The sequence below is a fragment of the Methylobacterium sp. UNC300MFChir4.1 genome (assembly GCF_900110155.1).
Classification (GTDB): Bacteria; Pseudomonadota; Alphaproteobacteria; order Rhizobiales; family Beijerinckiaceae; genus Methylobacterium.
In genome coordinates this window covers 437,527-451,692 of the sequence record NZ_FOCS01000001.1, presented here as the reverse complement: position 1 = coordinate 451,692, position 14,166 = coordinate 437,527, and the positions used below count along the sequence as shown (strand labels likewise).

The window sequence follows — 14,166 nt, the reverse complement described above, 5'->3', positions numbered from 1 at the left end:
AGAATCCGGGATGCTGGTGGTTCGAGAGGTCGCGGTCTCGGGCTACCGCTCGCTGCGGCGGATCGGCTTCCCGGTCGACGCGCTGTCGGTCTTCGTCGGCGGCAACGGCACCGGCAAGACCAACCTCTACCGGGCCCTGGAGCTGCTGCAGGCCGCCGCCCGGGGCACCCTCACCCGCGACCTCGCCGCCGAGGGCGGCATGGACTCCGCCCTCTGGGCCGGCCGCCGGCGGCAGGGCGAGGCCGCACGGATCCGCCTGTCGGCCACCCTGCGCCACGACACGATCGGGCAGGAATTCGTCTACGCCGTCGAGATCGGGCTGGTGCAGCAGGTCGGCGGGACGACTTTCGGTGCCGCCTTCCGGAAGGAGCCGCAGGTCAAGGCCGAGCGCCTGACGGTTCGCACCCGCGGCCGCGCGGCCGTGATCCTCGATCGCGACGGGCGGAGCGGCTTCGTCCGGGACGCGGAGGGCCGCAAGCGCACCCTCGGCGGTGACCTGCTGCCGACCGAGACCGCCCTCGGCAGCCTCCTCGACGCCACCGGCCATCCCGAGATCGCCGTGGTCCGCCTCGCCCTGGCGGGGTGGCGCTTCCACCACGATTTCCGGACGGATGCCGAGTCGCCCCTGCGCCGGCCCTGCCTCGCGGTGACGACGCCGACCCTCGCGTCCGACGGCGCGGACCTCGCCGCCGTCTTCGCCACCCTGGCGCATATCCGGGAGGACACGACCGAGATCGACGAGGCCGTCGACGGCGCCTTCCCGGGCGCGGCGCTCGTGCTGCCGGAGCCGGGCCGTCACGCGCGCTTCGGCCTGCGCTTCCCCGACTTCCCGGGCCGGACCTTCGATCCGCCGGAACTGTCGGACGGCACCCTGCGCTACCTCGCCCTGGCCGGCGCGCTGCTCGGCTACCGGCTGCCGCCGTTCATCGCGCTGAACGAGCCCGAAACCAGCCTGCATCCCGATCTCATGGATCCGCTGGCGCGGCTGATCGCGCGGGCCGCGGAGCGCACGCAGGTCTGGCTCGTCACGCACTCGGAGCGGCTGGCGGCCGGCATCGCGGAGCACGGGAAGGTCCGGCCGCGCACCGTCATCAAGCGCGACGGCGAGACCTGGATCGACGGGCTCACGTTCTCGGGAGAGTTCGACGAGGCGGAGGACGCGTGAGCCACGCCGGGCCGCTCACGCCTCAGGTCCGGGCCGCCGCGACGACCGACCCGTCTCAGTCCTTGTCGAGGGTGAGATCCGGCGCCTCGGGATTCTTCATGCCGACGACGTGGTAGCCGGCATCCACGTGGAGGATCTCGCCGGTCATGCCGGCCGCCATGTCGGAGACGAGGTAGGACGCGGTCTCCCCGACCTCCCCGATCGTCACGGTCCGACGCAGGGGCGCGTTGTACTCGTTCCACTTCAGGATGTAGCGGAAATCGCCGATCCCGGAGGCCGCGAGGGTCTTGATCGGGCCGGCCGAGATGGCGTTGACCCGGATGTTCTTCGGGCCGAGATCGGCCGCGAGGTAGCGCACCGACGCCTCCAGGGCCGCCTTGGCGACGCCCATCACGTTGTAGTGGGGCATCCACTTCTCGGCGCCGTAATAGGTCAGCGTCACCAGCGAGCCGCCCGGGCGCATGATCTTCTCGGCGCGCTGGGCCACGGCGGTGAACGAGTAGCAGGAGACCAGGAGCGACTTGGTGAAATTGTCCTCGGAGGTCTCGATGTAGCGGCCGGTCAGCTCGTCCTTGTCGGAGAAGGCGACGCAGTGGACGACGAAGTCGATGCCGTCGGGGAAGACCCTGGCGGCCTCCGCGAAGACCGCGTCGATCGTGGCCGCCTCGGTGACGTCGCAGTGCCCGATCACGTGGGCGTCGAGTTCCTTGGCCAGGGGCTCGACGCGCTTGCGCAGGGCGTCGCCCTGGTAGGTGAAGGCCAGTTCGGCCCCGTGGGCGCGGGCGCTGCGGGCGATGCCCCAGGCGATCGAGCGGTTGTTGGCGACCCCGAGGACGATGCCCCGCTTGCCCGCCAGAAGGCCCTGCCCGTGTTCCGCCATGATCGATCCCGAAGCCGCGCGACCCCTCTCGGGGCCGGGGGGCCTCCTTAGCGGAGGCGGCCCGGCGACGGAAGTCCGGGACGCCGCCGAGCACCTTCATGCGCGCCCCGGTGGCTACGCCGGCGCGTCAGGCCGCGTTGGCCGCCCGGCGGCCGCGGGCGAATTCGGTCAGTGCCGCGTCCTCGCCCTCCGGCAGGACGATCGCCGTCGTGGCGAACAGGTCGCCGCGGGTGCCGTCTTTCTTCGGAAGCCCCTTGCCGCGCAGGCGGAAGGTGCGGCCGGAACTCGTCATCGCCGGGATCTTCATCTCGACGGCGCCGGTGAGCGTCGGCACGCGGATCGTGCCGCCGAGCACGGCATCCTCCAGCGGGACGTCGACGCTGGTGCGCAGGTCGGCCCCCTCGACGGTGAAGCGCGGGTGCGGCCGGATCCGGATGGTGAGGAGGGCGTCGCCCGGCTCGGCCCGGAGGCCGCCGCTCTGGCCGAGGCCGCGAAGCCGGATGGTCTGGCCGTCGACCACGCCGCGGGGAATCACGACGTCGACCTCGCGGCCCGTGGGCAGGGCGAGGCGCAGCTTCTCCTCGCTGGCGACCTGCTCCAGCGTCACCAGCAGTTCCGCGGCGACGTCCTCGCCCCTGGCCGCTTGACGCTGGCCGCCCGGACCGGCCCCGCCGGCGCGGAAAGCCTCCCCGAAGATGTGCGAGAAGATGTCCTCGCCCATCCCGCCGCCGCCGCCGCGCTGCGCGCGCGCCATGTTCTCGAAATCGAAATTGCCCCCGCGCCCGCCGCCGAAGCCGCCGAACCCCTCGAAGCCGGTCGCGCGCGGCTTGCCCTCGGCGTCGATCTCGCCGCGGTCGAACTGCTTGCGCTTCTCGGAATCGCCCAGGATCTCGTAGGCCGAATTCGCCTCGGCGAACCGGTCCTTGGCCTTGGCGTCGTTCTTGTTGCGATCGGGGTGGAAGTCCTTGGCGAGCTTGCGATAGGCCTTCTTGATCTCGGCCTCGCTCGCCCCCTTGGCCACGCCCAGCACGTCGTAGGGATTGCGCATGGATCTCTTGGCTGTGCGGTTGGCTGTGCGATGTGGGTTCGCAACCGGGATGTGGGATGGATGTTGCATCCCTGCAACGGTTCTGGCGGCGAAAGTCTGCGGGTTCGGGCCGAACGTCAAGCGGCCGATCTCGCCGCGGCTCCGCGCCGGCCCTATCGTCGGACACGGCGCGGAACGGCGCCTCCGGGCCGGGGGCCGCGCCCGTCTGGATCACCTGAAACCGGAGAGCCGATGCACTACGCCTGCGACCACCTCCACCTGCGCAGCCGCGACGCCGTCGCGGCCGCCTCCTTCTACGTCGAGACCTTCGGGGCCCGGGAGGTGAAGCGCGTCGGCGCGGACCCGGTGCAGCGCGTCGTGCTCGACCTCGGCGGCCTCGCCGTCTTCATCGAGCAGGCCCCGGACGAGATCGCGCCGGCGACCGCCACGCCCTGCCTCGGAATCGAGCATTTCGGGCTGCGCGTCGCCGACATCGAGGCCGCGATGGCCGATCTCACCGCCCGGGGCGTGCCCGTGCGGACCGGCATCACGGAGCGCGGCCCCGGCCTGCGGATCGCCTTCGTAGAGGGCCCCGACGGGGCGCTGATCGAGATCCTGGAGCGGAAATCCGCCTGATGGCGCCGCGACCCGCGCGCCGCCGCGCCCTCACCGCGGCGCTGATCCTGCTGCTGGCGGCGTCCGGCGGGGCGGCGGCGCGCCCGTTCACGGACGCGGCCGGCCGCACGGTCGAACTTCCCGAACGGGTCGGGCGGGTGCTCGCCGCGGGACCGCCGGCCGCGGTGCTGCTCTACACGCTGGCGCCCGACCTCATGGCCGGCTGGGTGAGCGCCCCGCATCCCGAGGCGCTGCCGTTCCTCGCGCCCCGGACCCGGGCCCTCCCCGCCTACGGCCGCCTGACCGGGCGCGGCGGCACGGCGAACGTCGAGGCGGTGCTGGCCGCCAAGCCGGACCTGATCGTGGATTCGGGCAGCCTCGGGCCGACCTACGCGTCGCTCGCCGACCGGGTCCAGGCCCAGACCGGGATCCCCTACATCCTGCTCGACGGCAGCTTCGCGAAGACCCCGGAGGCGTATCGGCAGCTCGGCGCGGCCCTGGGCCGTCAGTCCGACGCGGACGCCCTGGCGGCGGAGGCCCAGAGCCTCGCCGACACGGTGGACCGCGCCGTCGCGACGGTCCCGGAGGTCAAGCGGCCGCGGGTCTACTACGCGCGCGGGCCGCGCGGGCTGGAGACGGGGTTCGCCGGCTCGATCAACACCGAGCTGGTCGAGGCCGCCGGCGGCCGCAACGTCGCGCAGGACGGGGGCGGCCGCCTCGGCAACGTCTCGCCCGAGCAGGTGCTCGCCTGGAACCCCGACGTGATCGTCACCCTCGACCCGGCCTTCGCGGCCGGGCTGCGCGCCGACCCGCTGTGGCGGGACGTCCGGGCCGTGCAGACCGGGCGGGTCTACGTGGCGCCGCTCCAGCCTTTCCCGTGGTTCGACGCCCCGCCGGGGGTCAACCGGCTGATCGGCCTGCGCTGGCTGGCGGCCCGGCTTCATCCGGACCTGTTCCCGCAGCCGATGCCCGAGGTGGTGCGCGCCTTCTACGGCCGCTTCTACCATGTCGACCTCGATGCCGGTCAGGCCGACGCCCTCCTCGCCCCGACGCCACCGGGCGCGTCCCCGGGCCCGGCGCGGTGAGTCGCGTCCCGGCCGCCGCCGAGACGATCCGGGCGCGCAGCCGCCTCCGCCTGCCCGCGGCGCTGCTGGCCGGTCTCGCCCTGCTGGCGCTGACCGCCGTGGCGCTGGCGGTCGGCAAGTACCCGGTCGCGCCCGCCGACCTCGCCGCGATCCTCGGCCACCGCTTGCTCGGGCTGCCCCTCCGGGTTCCGGCAACGGCGGAGACGGTCGTGATGCAGGTGCGCCTGCCCCGGGTGATCGCCGCGCTGGTCGTCGGCGCGGCCCTGTCGGCCGCGGGGGCGACGTACCAGGGCCTGTTCCGCAACCCGCTGGTCTCGCCCGACATCCTCGGCGTCTCAGCCGGCGCCGGGCTCGGCGCCGTGCTGGGGATCTATCTCGGCCTGCCGGTGGCACCGATCCAGGCCCTGGCCTTCCTGGGCGGGCTCGGCGCCGTCGCGGCGGTGTACGGCGTCGGCCTCGCCGTGCGGCGGCACGACCCGGTCCTGACGCTGGTCCTCGCCGGGGTCGCGGTGGGCGCGGTGCTCGGGGCGGGCATCTCGCTCCTCAAGGTGCTGGCCGATCCCTACAACCAGCTGCCGGCGATCACCTTCTGGCTCCTCGGCAGCCTGTCCTCGGTCACCCTCGGCGACGTCGCCGCCACCCTGCCGATGCTGCTTCTCGGCCTCGTGCCGCTGGTGCTGCTGCGCTGGCGCATGAACCTGATGAGCCTCGGCGACGCGGAGGCGCGGGCCCTCGGCGTGGAGACGCGGGTGCTGCGCCCCGTCCTGATCGCCGGCGCGACCCTGATCACGGCGGCGGCCGTGGCGATGACCGGGGTCATCGGCTGGATCGGGCTGATCGTGCCGCACGTCACCCGGCTGCTGGTCGGGCCGGATTACCGCCGCCTGCTGCCCGCCTCGCTCGTCCTCGGGGCGGGCTACCTCGTGCTGGTCGACCTGATCGCCCGCAATCTCGGCACCGTCGAGGTGCCCCTCGGCATCCTGACGGCCCTGGTCGGGGCGCCGTTCTTCCTCTGGCTGCTGGCGTCCGGGCGCCGGGGCTTCAGCTGATGCTGCTCCGGGTCCGGGACCTCGCCTTCGGCTACGGCAGCCGGATCGTCGGCCACGACGTGTCGTTCGACCTCGCCGCCGGCGAGGTGCTGTGCCTCGTCGGTCCGAACGGCGGCGGCAAGACCACGCTGTTCCAGACGCTGCTCGGCCTGCTGCCCGCCCGCGCCGGGCGGGTGATCCTCGACGGCACCGACCTGTCGCGCCTGTCGCGGAAAGCCGTCGCCCGCACCATCGCCGCCGTGCCGCAGGCGCACGCGGCGTACTTCCCGTTCACGGTGCGCGAGGTCGTCGTGATGGGCCGGGCGAGCCGGCTCGGCCCGTTCGCCGCCCCCGGGCCGTCGGACGTCGCGGCCGCCGAGCGGGCGCTGGCCGCGCTCGGGATCGGGCATCTCGCCGATCAGGTCTACACCGAGATCAGCGGCGGCGAGCGCCAGCTCGCGCTGATCGCGCGGGCGCTCAGCGGCGAGCCGCGGCTCCTCGTCATGGACGAGCCGACCGCGAGCCTCGATTTCGGCAACCAGGCCCGCGTCCTCGGGCAGGTCCGCCGCCTCGCCCAGGCGGGCATCGCCGTGCTGTTCTCGACGCACGATCCCGGGCACGCCCTGCTCTGCGCCGACCGCCTCATCGCCCTGCACGCGGGCCGCCTCGTCGCCGACGGGCCCGCCGCCGCGACGGTCACGCCGGAGCTGCTGCGCCTAATCTACGGGATCGACGTGGTGGTGGCGCCGGTGCCGGGCCTCGCGGCGCCGGTCTGCGTGCCGGTCGTTGCCTGACGTGGTCGACGGATCGCGGGCCGGTCCCTCACCCGGCGCGCGACAGCGTCTCGACCGGCTCGGTCCGGCGGGGCTCCTCGGCCCGGAAAACCGCGCCGAGCACCGCCTCGCACTGCATCCGCACGCGGGCGTGGCACTCGCAGGCGGCGTTCGAGACCGCCCGGCGGTCGAGGATCGTGATGCGCCCGCGGCCGACCCGGATGAGGCCCTGCTCCTGCAGCACCCGCAGGATCCGCGTGAGGTAGGTCCGCTGGACCCCCAGCATGGAGGCCAGGACCTCGTGCGTGATCGGGAGGGTGTCGCCGCCCGTCCGGTCCTGCAGCGACAGCAGCCAGCGCAGGCAGCGCTGCTCGATCGGGTGCAGGGCGTTGCAGGCCGCGATCTGGAACAGCTGAGCCAGGAAGCAGTCGGCGTAGCGCGCGAACAGGTCGCGGAGCGTCGATGACTCGAGCTCGGCCTGCCGGAGCCGCGCCGCGTCGAGGCGTAAAGCCGCGCCGCCGATCTGCGCCAGCCCGCTGACCGCGGGCGGCAGCCGCCCCTCGCCGATGATCCCGCCGATCGCGCCCTCGTGCCCGACGCTCGCGACCTCGGCCGTCCGGCTGTCCCGCGTGGCGACGATCAGCGCCACGACGGTCTGGTCGCGGGGGAAGATGACGTGGCTCGCCGCGGCGCCCGCCGCCAGCGCCGTATCCCCCTTGGCGAAGGTCACCGGCTCCAGGTGGGGGGCGATCAGGGCGCGATCCGAACCCGGCAGCGCGTCGAGGAGCAGGTTGCCGGTGGAGGCGGCAGAGTCGATCGGCATGGGGGACGGAGAGGTGCGGGAGGAGAGTCTCCCGTCAGGATCCTCTCGGGCTCGCCCGCCGGTGCGCGGGCCCGTCAGCCATACCCCGCACTCTACGTCCTTGAACTAACCTAGGTTTCGCCGACGCCTTTCATCTACTTGTCCGTGCAGAGCCCCTGCTCGGAGAGCCGCTTGTGCTCGCGCGGGTCGCAGTCGGTCGTCAGGAACGAGGCCCATTCGGACGGGGTGCCGTAGAAGGCGTTGCGGTCGACGTCGCCGCGCACGCCCGGAACCCGGCCCGTGGACGTGAACTGCCACAGCATCCACTTGCGGTTGACGAAGCGCTGCTCCGGCTCGGCCGCGGTGGAGCGCAGCCAGTGCGGGTAATCGGGGAGCTCGCCCTCCAGGACGTCCTTGTGGAACGTGATGTCGGTGTAGATGATCGGGCGCTTGCCGGTGTAGCGCTCCATCTCCTCCAGCATCTCGGTGACCATCGCCAGGGCCTGGGCCTTGGGCAGCTTCTTCGGGCAGGTCTGCGAGTGGCCGTTCCACTCGACGTCGAGGACCGGCGGCAGGGCGGTGGGGTCGTTGGGGACGTTCTTCTTGAACCAGTCCATCTGCTCCCGGGCGGAGCGGCACCAGAACACGAAGTGGTAGGCCCCGCGCGGCACGCCGGCCCGGGCCGCGCCGTCCCAGTTGGTCCGGAAGCGCTCGTCGACGTGGTCGCCGCCCTCGGTGGCCTTGATGAAGGCGAACTGGGTGCCGGCGGCGCGGACCGAGGCCCAGTCGACGTTGCCCTGCCACTTCGAGATATCGATGCCCTGGATCGGGTGAAGCTTGGCCTTGGCCACGCCCGGATGGGGCTTGGCGTCGCCCTTCGTCGGATAGAAGTCGTTGTTCGACGCGCAGGCAGCGAGGCCGGCCAGGATCGCGGCGGCGGCGAAGCGCCCGGCGAGACGCCGGGCCGGCTTGAGGCGACTGATCAGGCCCCGAGCGAGATCTTCGATCGGTGACCGCGAAGGCGTGTAGATCCGCGACATCAGTGTTTAGCCCGCCACCGAAGATGCGCCACAGACAGGCGTATTCGATGGCCCTGGCGCGGTTAACGGAGCTTTGCGATCATTGCGGCGGAATTCCGGGACGCGTTGCATCCCCGCGACATACGGCGTCGATCCCCGGCTGGTTCACAGGGCCGCATACGGCTAAGTCGCGGTCCCGCAACGCGAGTCCGGACGGGGCACCGTGAGTAAGCAACTCTTTACCATAGGCTACGAAGGCCTCGACTCGGAGCGCCTCGTCGGCGTTTTGCGCTCGGCCGGGGTCGCGGTCCTGGCGGATGTCCGGGCGGTGGCGAACTCGCGCAAGCGCGGCTTCTCGAAGGGCGCGCTCGGCACCTCCCTGCGCGAGGCCGGGCTCGGCTACGCGCATCTGCGCAGCCTCGGCACCCCGAAATCCGGCCGGCAGGCGGCGCGGGCCGGGGACGCGGCGCTGATGCGCCGGATCTACTGCGAGGAAGTACTGGACACCGCTGCCGGGATCGCGGCGCTCGACGAACTCGCCGCGCTCGCCGAGGCGTCGCCGATCTGCCTGCTCTGCTTCGAGCGCGATCCGGCCGGCTGCCACCGGCGCGTGCTGGCCGAGCGCCTCGCGCCGCGGGGCTTCGTGGTCAGCGATCTCTACGGCTGAAGCGTCTCAGCGCCCGGGCAGCGGTCGCGGCTGCGGCTGCGCGCGCTTGCCCAGCGCGCCGGCGAGGCGCCGGACCGGGCCGAGGGCGGCCGTCAGTCCCCGCGGCGCGGCCCCGCGGGGCGCGCGCGGCCGGCGCCGGTCGGCGTCGGGCACCGGCTCGACCGGCAGGTACAGCGTGTCGAAGAAGGACATCTCGAGCAGCACGGCGCCGTCGTCGTCGGTGATCACCATCGCGGCCTCCATGAGGCGCGGGTCGCCGCCGTGCTGACGCATCAGCCCCTGCACGATCGTGCGCGCGGTCGACCGGGCGGCCTCGACATCCTCGACCCACTGGGCCGCCGAGGCCGGGAGCGAGGCGTTGCCGAGGCGGATGGTGAAGTGCGCGCGGACCATGGAGCGCTCCTGGGAGGGGACCGGCGGGACGCCGCCGGCAACGGGTGTCAGGCGGCCTGGGCGTCGTCGACCGCTTCGGCGACGCTCGCGTCGTCGGCCTCGGATCTCTCGGCCGCGGATTTCGGATCGAAGGCGTCCGCGAGCAGGCCGAGGCGCCGCGCCATGTCCCGCACCTCGTTGAGGGCGATCGACTTCTGGCCTTCCTTCACCGCCCGCGTGATGTCGCTGACCTGGGTGGTGGCGATCCGCTTCAGTTCGTCGGCGAGCTGCTGGCTGGTCATCATCGCATCCGGACTCGGCTTGTCGGGCTGAGCCGGGACCGTGGGGCGGCGGGGCTTACCAAGGCGTTTCGCCGGGGATCGACGCCTGTGGACAAGCTTGGGGATCCGCGGCCGGCGCAACCCTGCAGACCGGCTTCCGCGCGGGCTCAATCCTGCAGGTGCCGCGCCGCGATGATCGAGGCGGCCGTGCGGTTCTCCACGCCGAGCTTCGCGTAGATGCTCTCGAGGTGCTTCGTCACGGTCCGGTGGCTGAGCCCGAGGATCTCGCCGATGTCGCGGCTCGACTTGCCCCGGGACAGCCAGAGGAGGACCTCCGCCTCGCGCCCGGTGACCGGCAGGCGCACCCGCAGCCGCTCGACCCCCGCCGACAGCGCGTCGCGCGACAGGCGGAGCAGGATCTCGTCCGGGGTGCGGCCGATGAAGGTCAGGGCGTAGGCGACGCCGTCGCGATCGGTCAGCGCGAGGGGCTGGGCGGCGCCGGCGAGGCAACCGCGCAGCCACTCGCGGGCGCCGGCGGGCAGCGCGGGGGCGCCGGAGGGTACCGCGCCGAGCCCGGCGAGCAGGCGTCCGGCCTGCGGGGTCGACCACAGGATCGTGCCGTCCTCGGCGACCGCGAACAGGGTCCGCCCGGCCGTGTCGAGGGCGGTCCGGGCGCTCTGCGCGGCGCGGGCGCTCGCGAGATGCACGCGGATCCGGGCCAGGATCTCGTCGGGGGCGATGGGCTTCGTGACGTAGTCGATCCCGCCGGCGGAGAGCCCCTTCACGATGTGCTCGGTCTCGCTCAGCCCGGTCATGAAGATCACCGGAACGCCGGCGAGCTGCGGCTTGGCCTTGAGCCGCCGGCAGGTCTCGAACCCGTCGAGGCCCGGCATCACCGCGTCGAGGAGGATCACGTCGGGGGTGATCTCGTCCACCAGGGTCAGGGCGAGGTCGCCGCCGACCGCGACCAGCACGGTGGCGCCGGACCGCTCGATCGCCTCGGTGAGGAAGCTCAGCGTGTCGGGCGAATCGTCGATCACCAGGACGATGTCCCGGTGCGGCTGGACCTTCGGCGCCTCAGTCATGGCGGGCGAGTTCCTGCAGGACCGCGAGGTAGCGGCGAAGGTCGTATCCCTCGACGAGCCCGCGCATCCGGGCGACGAAAGCGGGCGGCACGGTCGGGTCCTGCTCCATCTGGGTCAGCTTGGCCTCGATGGCGCGGATATGCCCGATCCGGCCGAGGCGCAGGAGCTCGCCGACATGCTCGGGCCCCGGCCCCGGGACGTCCGCCGCGGCCGCGGCCGCCCCGGACCGCCCCGGCGCGGCGCCCTCGGTCCATTCGAGGTGCAGGAGCTTGCCGATCCGCTCCATCACGTCGCGCAGGTCGAAGGGCTTGGCGAAGATCGCGTCGTGCGGGGCGTCGTCGCCCCGGGTCGGGCTGATCTCGTGGACGTTGGCGGACATCATGGCGATCGGGCCGGTATGCCCGGCCTGCCGCAGGGCCGCCGCCGCCGCCCAGCCGCTCATCCCGGGCATCGCGATGTCGAGGAGGACGAGGTCGACGCCGCCTTGCGCGACCGTCGCGAGGCACTCGGATCCGGAGCCGGCCTCCCGCACGGAGATGCCCTGCGGCTCCAGGATCGCCCGCATCAGCGCGCGGTGAGCGCTGTCGTCGTCGGCGACCAGGACGGTGCGGCGCGCGCCTGCGTAGGCCCGCTCCGGGGGTGCGGCCGGCGCGGCCGGGGCGATCGGCGCGGGCTGGGCCACGGAGGCCAGCATCAGGCGCAGCCGCGCCTGCGTGCCGCCGCCGGGGGCGGCAGTCACGGTGATCTCGCCGCCCAGGAGCTGCGCCAGCAGGTTGGCGATGGTGAGCCCGAGCCCGGTCCCCGGCGTGCTGCGGGCGGCCGGGGTCGAGCCGCGCTCGAACGGCTCGAAGATCCGCGCGAGGTCCGCCTCCGGGATGCCCGGCCCGGTATCGCGGATCGTGAACACCGCGATCTGGCTCCGGTAGCTGAGGTCCAGCGAGACGGTGCCGGCTTCCGTGAACTTGATGGCGTTCGACAGCAGGTTGAGCAGCACCTGCCGCAGGCGCTTCTCGTCGGTGGCGACCACCGCGGGCAGGATCTCGGGCCGTGAGAACCGGAATTCCAGTCCGGCCTCCCGCGCCTGGAGGCGGACCATGTCGACCAGCTGGTCGAGGAAGTCGGTCAGCCGGACCTCGTCGCGGTGGATCTGGAGGCGCCCGGCCTCCATGCGCGAGATGTCGAGGAGGCCGTCGATCAGGCCCGACAGGTGCTGGGCACTGCGCCGGATCACCCGCAGGCCGTTGACGCGATGCGCCGGGATCGCGGGGTCGGATTCGAGGAGCTGGGCGTAGCCGAGCACGGTGGAGAGCGGCGTGCGCAGCTCGTGGCTGATCCCGACCACGTAGCGGCTCTTGGCCTGGTTGGCGGCCTCGGCCCGCTCCTTGGCCTCCTGCAACTTGGCGTCAGTGACCTTATGGGCGGCGATCTCGGCCTGGTAGAGCGCGGTCTGGCGCATCGTCTCGGCCTGGGCGACGCGCCGGCTCTCCTGGGCGAGCACGAACAGCCACGCCACGACGCCGAGGATCACCACCAGGGTGAAGAACACGCTGGTCAGCGCCGTGCGCAGGAACTCGCGATTCTCCGGGTGGGCGATCGTCGCGCCCGCGTGCACGATGCCGAGGATCAGGCCGATCACCGCGCAGAGCGTCAGCATCACCGCGAGGTAGCGGCCCAGTGGCGCGCCGATCCAGGCAGCGGTGCGGCCCGGCAGGATTCGCGCGACGGCGGCCTGCGCCTGCACCTCCAGGCGCCCGTGGGGTTTGCAGAGGTCACCGCAGCGGGCGTCGAGCGAGCAGCAGAGGGAGCAGATCGGGGCGTCGTAGGCCGGGCAATGGGCCATGTCCTCGCCCTCGAAGGGCAATTCGCAGACCCGGCAGACCACCTCGGCCGCGCCCCAATCCCGCTTCGGGACCCGCGCCAGGTACCAGCGCCCCGCCGTCGCCCAGGCGATCGCCGGCGCGGCGCAGAACGCGATCGCCAGGGTCAGCAACGGCGCAAAGGGCTGCAGGGTCGCGCCGAGCCAGCCGACATAGGCCGCGCCCCCGGCCGCGAGGGATAGCGCCATGGCGCCGGTGCCGACGGGGTTCACCGCGTAGAGATGGGCGCGCTTGAACTCGATGCCCGGGGGCGAGAGTCCGAGCGGCTTGTTGACCGCGAGGTCGGCGGCGAGCGCGCCGACCCAGGCCGAGACCACGGAGGCGTAGAGTGGCAGGGTGCTCTCGATGGTCTTGTCGATGCCGAGCTCCATCAGGAGCACCGCGATGGCGACGTTGAACACGAGCCAGACCACCCGTCCCGGATGGCTGTGGGTCAGGCGCGAGAAGAAGTTCGACCACGCGATCGAGCCGGCATAGGCGTTGGTCAGGTTGATCTTGAGCTGCGACACGAGGACGAACAGCCCGGTGAGCAGCAGCGCCGCCCGGCTCCCCTCCCCCGTCAGGTAGCCGAAGGCCACCGCGTACATGCGGGTCGGCTCGGCGGCGTGCTCGGCGGGGACGCCGTGCCCCAGCGCCAGGACCGCCAGCGCGGCGCCGAGCAGGATCTTCAGCATCCCGGGCAGGATCCAGCCGGCGCCGCCCGAGAGGACGGCGAGCCACCAGCGGCGGTCGCGCGGGCCCCGCGGCTCCGGCACGAAGCGCAGGAAGTCGACCTGCTCGCCGACCTGGGCGAGCAGCGCCAGCAGGACGCCGGTGGCGAGACCGAAGCGCGCGAGGTCGAAGCCGCCCCCGCCGCCGTCGAGCCCCGGGTAGCCGGCGAGCGCCCGCAGCGGCCCGGCGCCCTGCGCCGCCACGAAGATCAGCGGCAGCAGGCTCAACCCGATCCAGATCGGCTGCGTCCAGATCTGGAACCGGCTGATCAGCCGGATCCCGTAGACGACGAGGGGAATCACCGCCCCGGCGCAGAGCAGGTAGCCGATGCCCAGCGGCAGCCCGAAGCAGAGCTGCAGCGCCAGCGCCATGATCGCCGCCTCGATGGCGAAGAACAGGAAGGTGAAGCTCGCGTAGATCAGCGAGGTGACGGTCGAGCCGAGATAGCCGAAGCCGGCGCCTCGGGTGAGCAGGTCCATGTCGACGCCGTAGCGGGCGGCGTAGACCGTGATCGGCGCCGCCGTGGCGAAGATGATCAGGCCGACGACCAGCACGGCCGCCACCGTGTTGGGAAATCCCGCTGTGAGCGCCAGCGTCCCGCCGATCGCCTCCAGCGCGAGGAACGAGATCGAGCCGAGGGCCGTCTGCGCCACCTCGAGGCTCGACCAGCGCCGCGCCTTCTTGGCGGTGAAGCGGAGGGCGTAATCCTCCAGTGTCTCGTCGGCGACGAAGCGGTTGTAGTCCCGGCGGATGGGGATGATGCGCTGCGGACCGCTCAT

14 protein-coding genes are annotated in these 14,166 nt (G+C 72.9%); 6 read left to right on the top strand and 8 right to left on the bottom strand.

Annotated features, from left to right (window positions below; genetic code table 11):
• Window positions 1-10: 10 nt before the first annotated feature.
• The gene (locus BMY19_RS02200; RefSeq protein ID WP_100250730.1) at window positions 11-1,165 is read left to right on the top strand and encodes an AAA family ATPase; all 1,155 of its coding nucleotides are present in this window, start codon (window positions 11-13) and stop codon (window positions 1,163-1,165) included.
• Between the two features lie 55 nt (window positions 1,166-1,220).
• Here BMY19_RS02200 and fabI read toward each other — a convergent pair whose 3' ends face one another.
• Entirely contained in the window at window positions 1,221-2,045 is an 825-nt protein-coding gene (fabI, locus tag BMY19_RS02195) for an enoyl-ACP reductase FabI (protein ID WP_020092951.1), read from the bottom strand.
• 127 nt (window positions 2,046-2,172) lie between these two features.
• Window positions 2,173-3,093: a DnaJ C-terminal domain-containing protein gene (locus tag BMY19_RS02190; RefSeq protein ID WP_056531888.1), complete on the bottom strand. Its 921-nt coding sequence runs from the start codon at window positions 3,091-3,093 to the stop codon at window positions 2,173-2,175.
• A 231-nt stretch (window positions 3,094-3,324) separates the two neighbouring features.
• On the opposite strand from BMY19_RS02190, the gene BMY19_RS02185 reads away from it, so the two are divergent.
• The 4 genes from BMY19_RS02185 to BMY19_RS02170 are packed head-to-tail and all read left to right on the top strand — an operon-like array spanning window position 3,325 to window position 6,594.
• Complete coding sequence (locus BMY19_RS02185) at window positions 3,325-3,708, top strand: VOC family protein (protein WP_020092953.1); 384 nt, start codon at window positions 3,325-3,327, stop codon at window positions 3,706-3,708.
• Complete coding sequence (locus BMY19_RS02180; RefSeq protein WP_100250729.1) at window positions 3,708-4,772, top strand: iron ABC transporter substrate-binding protein; 1,065 nt, start codon at window positions 3,708-3,710, stop codon at window positions 4,770-4,772. Before BMY19_RS02185 ends, BMY19_RS02180 begins: the two co-directional genes overlap by 1 nt.
• A complete protein-coding gene (locus BMY19_RS02175) occupies window positions 4,769-5,821 on the top strand; it encodes a FecCD family ABC transporter permease (protein WP_100250728.1) in 1,053 nt (350 codons plus the stop codon). The genes BMY19_RS02180 and BMY19_RS02175 overlap by 4 nt, the downstream gene beginning before the upstream one ends.
• Window positions 5,821-6,594: an ABC transporter ATP-binding protein gene (locus BMY19_RS02170; RefSeq protein WP_091678981.1), complete on the top strand. Its 774-nt coding sequence runs from the start codon at window positions 5,821-5,823 to the stop codon at window positions 6,592-6,594. The genes BMY19_RS02175 and BMY19_RS02170 overlap by 1 nt, the downstream gene beginning before the upstream one ends.
• A gap of 28 nt (window positions 6,595-6,622) precedes the next feature.
• On the opposite strand, the gene BMY19_RS02165 is transcribed toward BMY19_RS02170, so the two are convergent.
• Both BMY19_RS02165 and BMY19_RS02160 read right to left on the bottom strand, forming a co-directional pair.
• Window positions 6,623-7,396 (bottom strand): Crp/Fnr family transcriptional regulator, encoded by a 774-nt coding sequence (locus tag BMY19_RS02165; RefSeq protein ID WP_100250727.1) that lies wholly within the window; start codon window positions 7,394-7,396, stop codon window positions 6,623-6,625.
• Between the two features lie 134 nt (window positions 7,397-7,530).
• A complete protein-coding gene (locus BMY19_RS02160) occupies window positions 7,531-8,415 on the bottom strand; it encodes a glycoside hydrolase family 25 protein (protein ID WP_020092958.1) in 885 nt (294 codons plus the stop codon).
• A 202-nt stretch (window positions 8,416-8,617) separates the two neighbouring features.
• Here BMY19_RS02160 and BMY19_RS02155 point away from each other — a divergent pair, with 202 nt between their 5' ends.
• Complete coding sequence (locus BMY19_RS02155; protein ID WP_020092959.1) at window positions 8,618-9,061, top strand: DUF488 domain-containing protein; 444 nt, start codon at window positions 8,618-8,620, stop codon at window positions 9,059-9,061.
• A 6-nt stretch (window positions 9,062-9,067) separates the two neighbouring features.
• Here the strand turns inward: BMY19_RS02155 and BMY19_RS02150 are convergent, their stop codons facing one another.
• From BMY19_RS02150 to BMY19_RS02135, 4 genes are all read right to left on the bottom strand, one after another.
• Window positions 9,068-9,454: a DUF6894 family protein gene (locus tag BMY19_RS02150; protein ID WP_100250726.1), complete on the bottom strand. Its 387-nt coding sequence runs from the start codon at window positions 9,452-9,454 to the stop codon at window positions 9,068-9,070.
• A 47-nt stretch (window positions 9,455-9,501) separates the two neighbouring features.
• Window positions 9,502-9,738, bottom strand: a complete 237-nt coding sequence (locus tag BMY19_RS02145) for a hypothetical protein (RefSeq protein WP_100250725.1) — start codon at window positions 9,736-9,738, stop codon at window positions 9,502-9,504.
• 143 nt (window positions 9,739-9,881) lie between these two features.
• Window positions 9,882-10,799 (bottom strand): response regulator transcription factor, encoded by a 918-nt coding sequence (locus tag BMY19_RS02140; RefSeq protein WP_091925233.1) that lies wholly within the window; start codon window positions 10,797-10,799, stop codon window positions 9,882-9,884.
• A complete protein-coding gene (locus BMY19_RS02135) occupies window positions 10,792-14,166 on the bottom strand; it encodes a hybrid sensor histidine kinase/response regulator (protein ID WP_100250724.1) in 3,375 nt (1,124 codons plus the stop codon). Before BMY19_RS02135 ends, BMY19_RS02140 begins: the two co-directional genes overlap by 8 nt.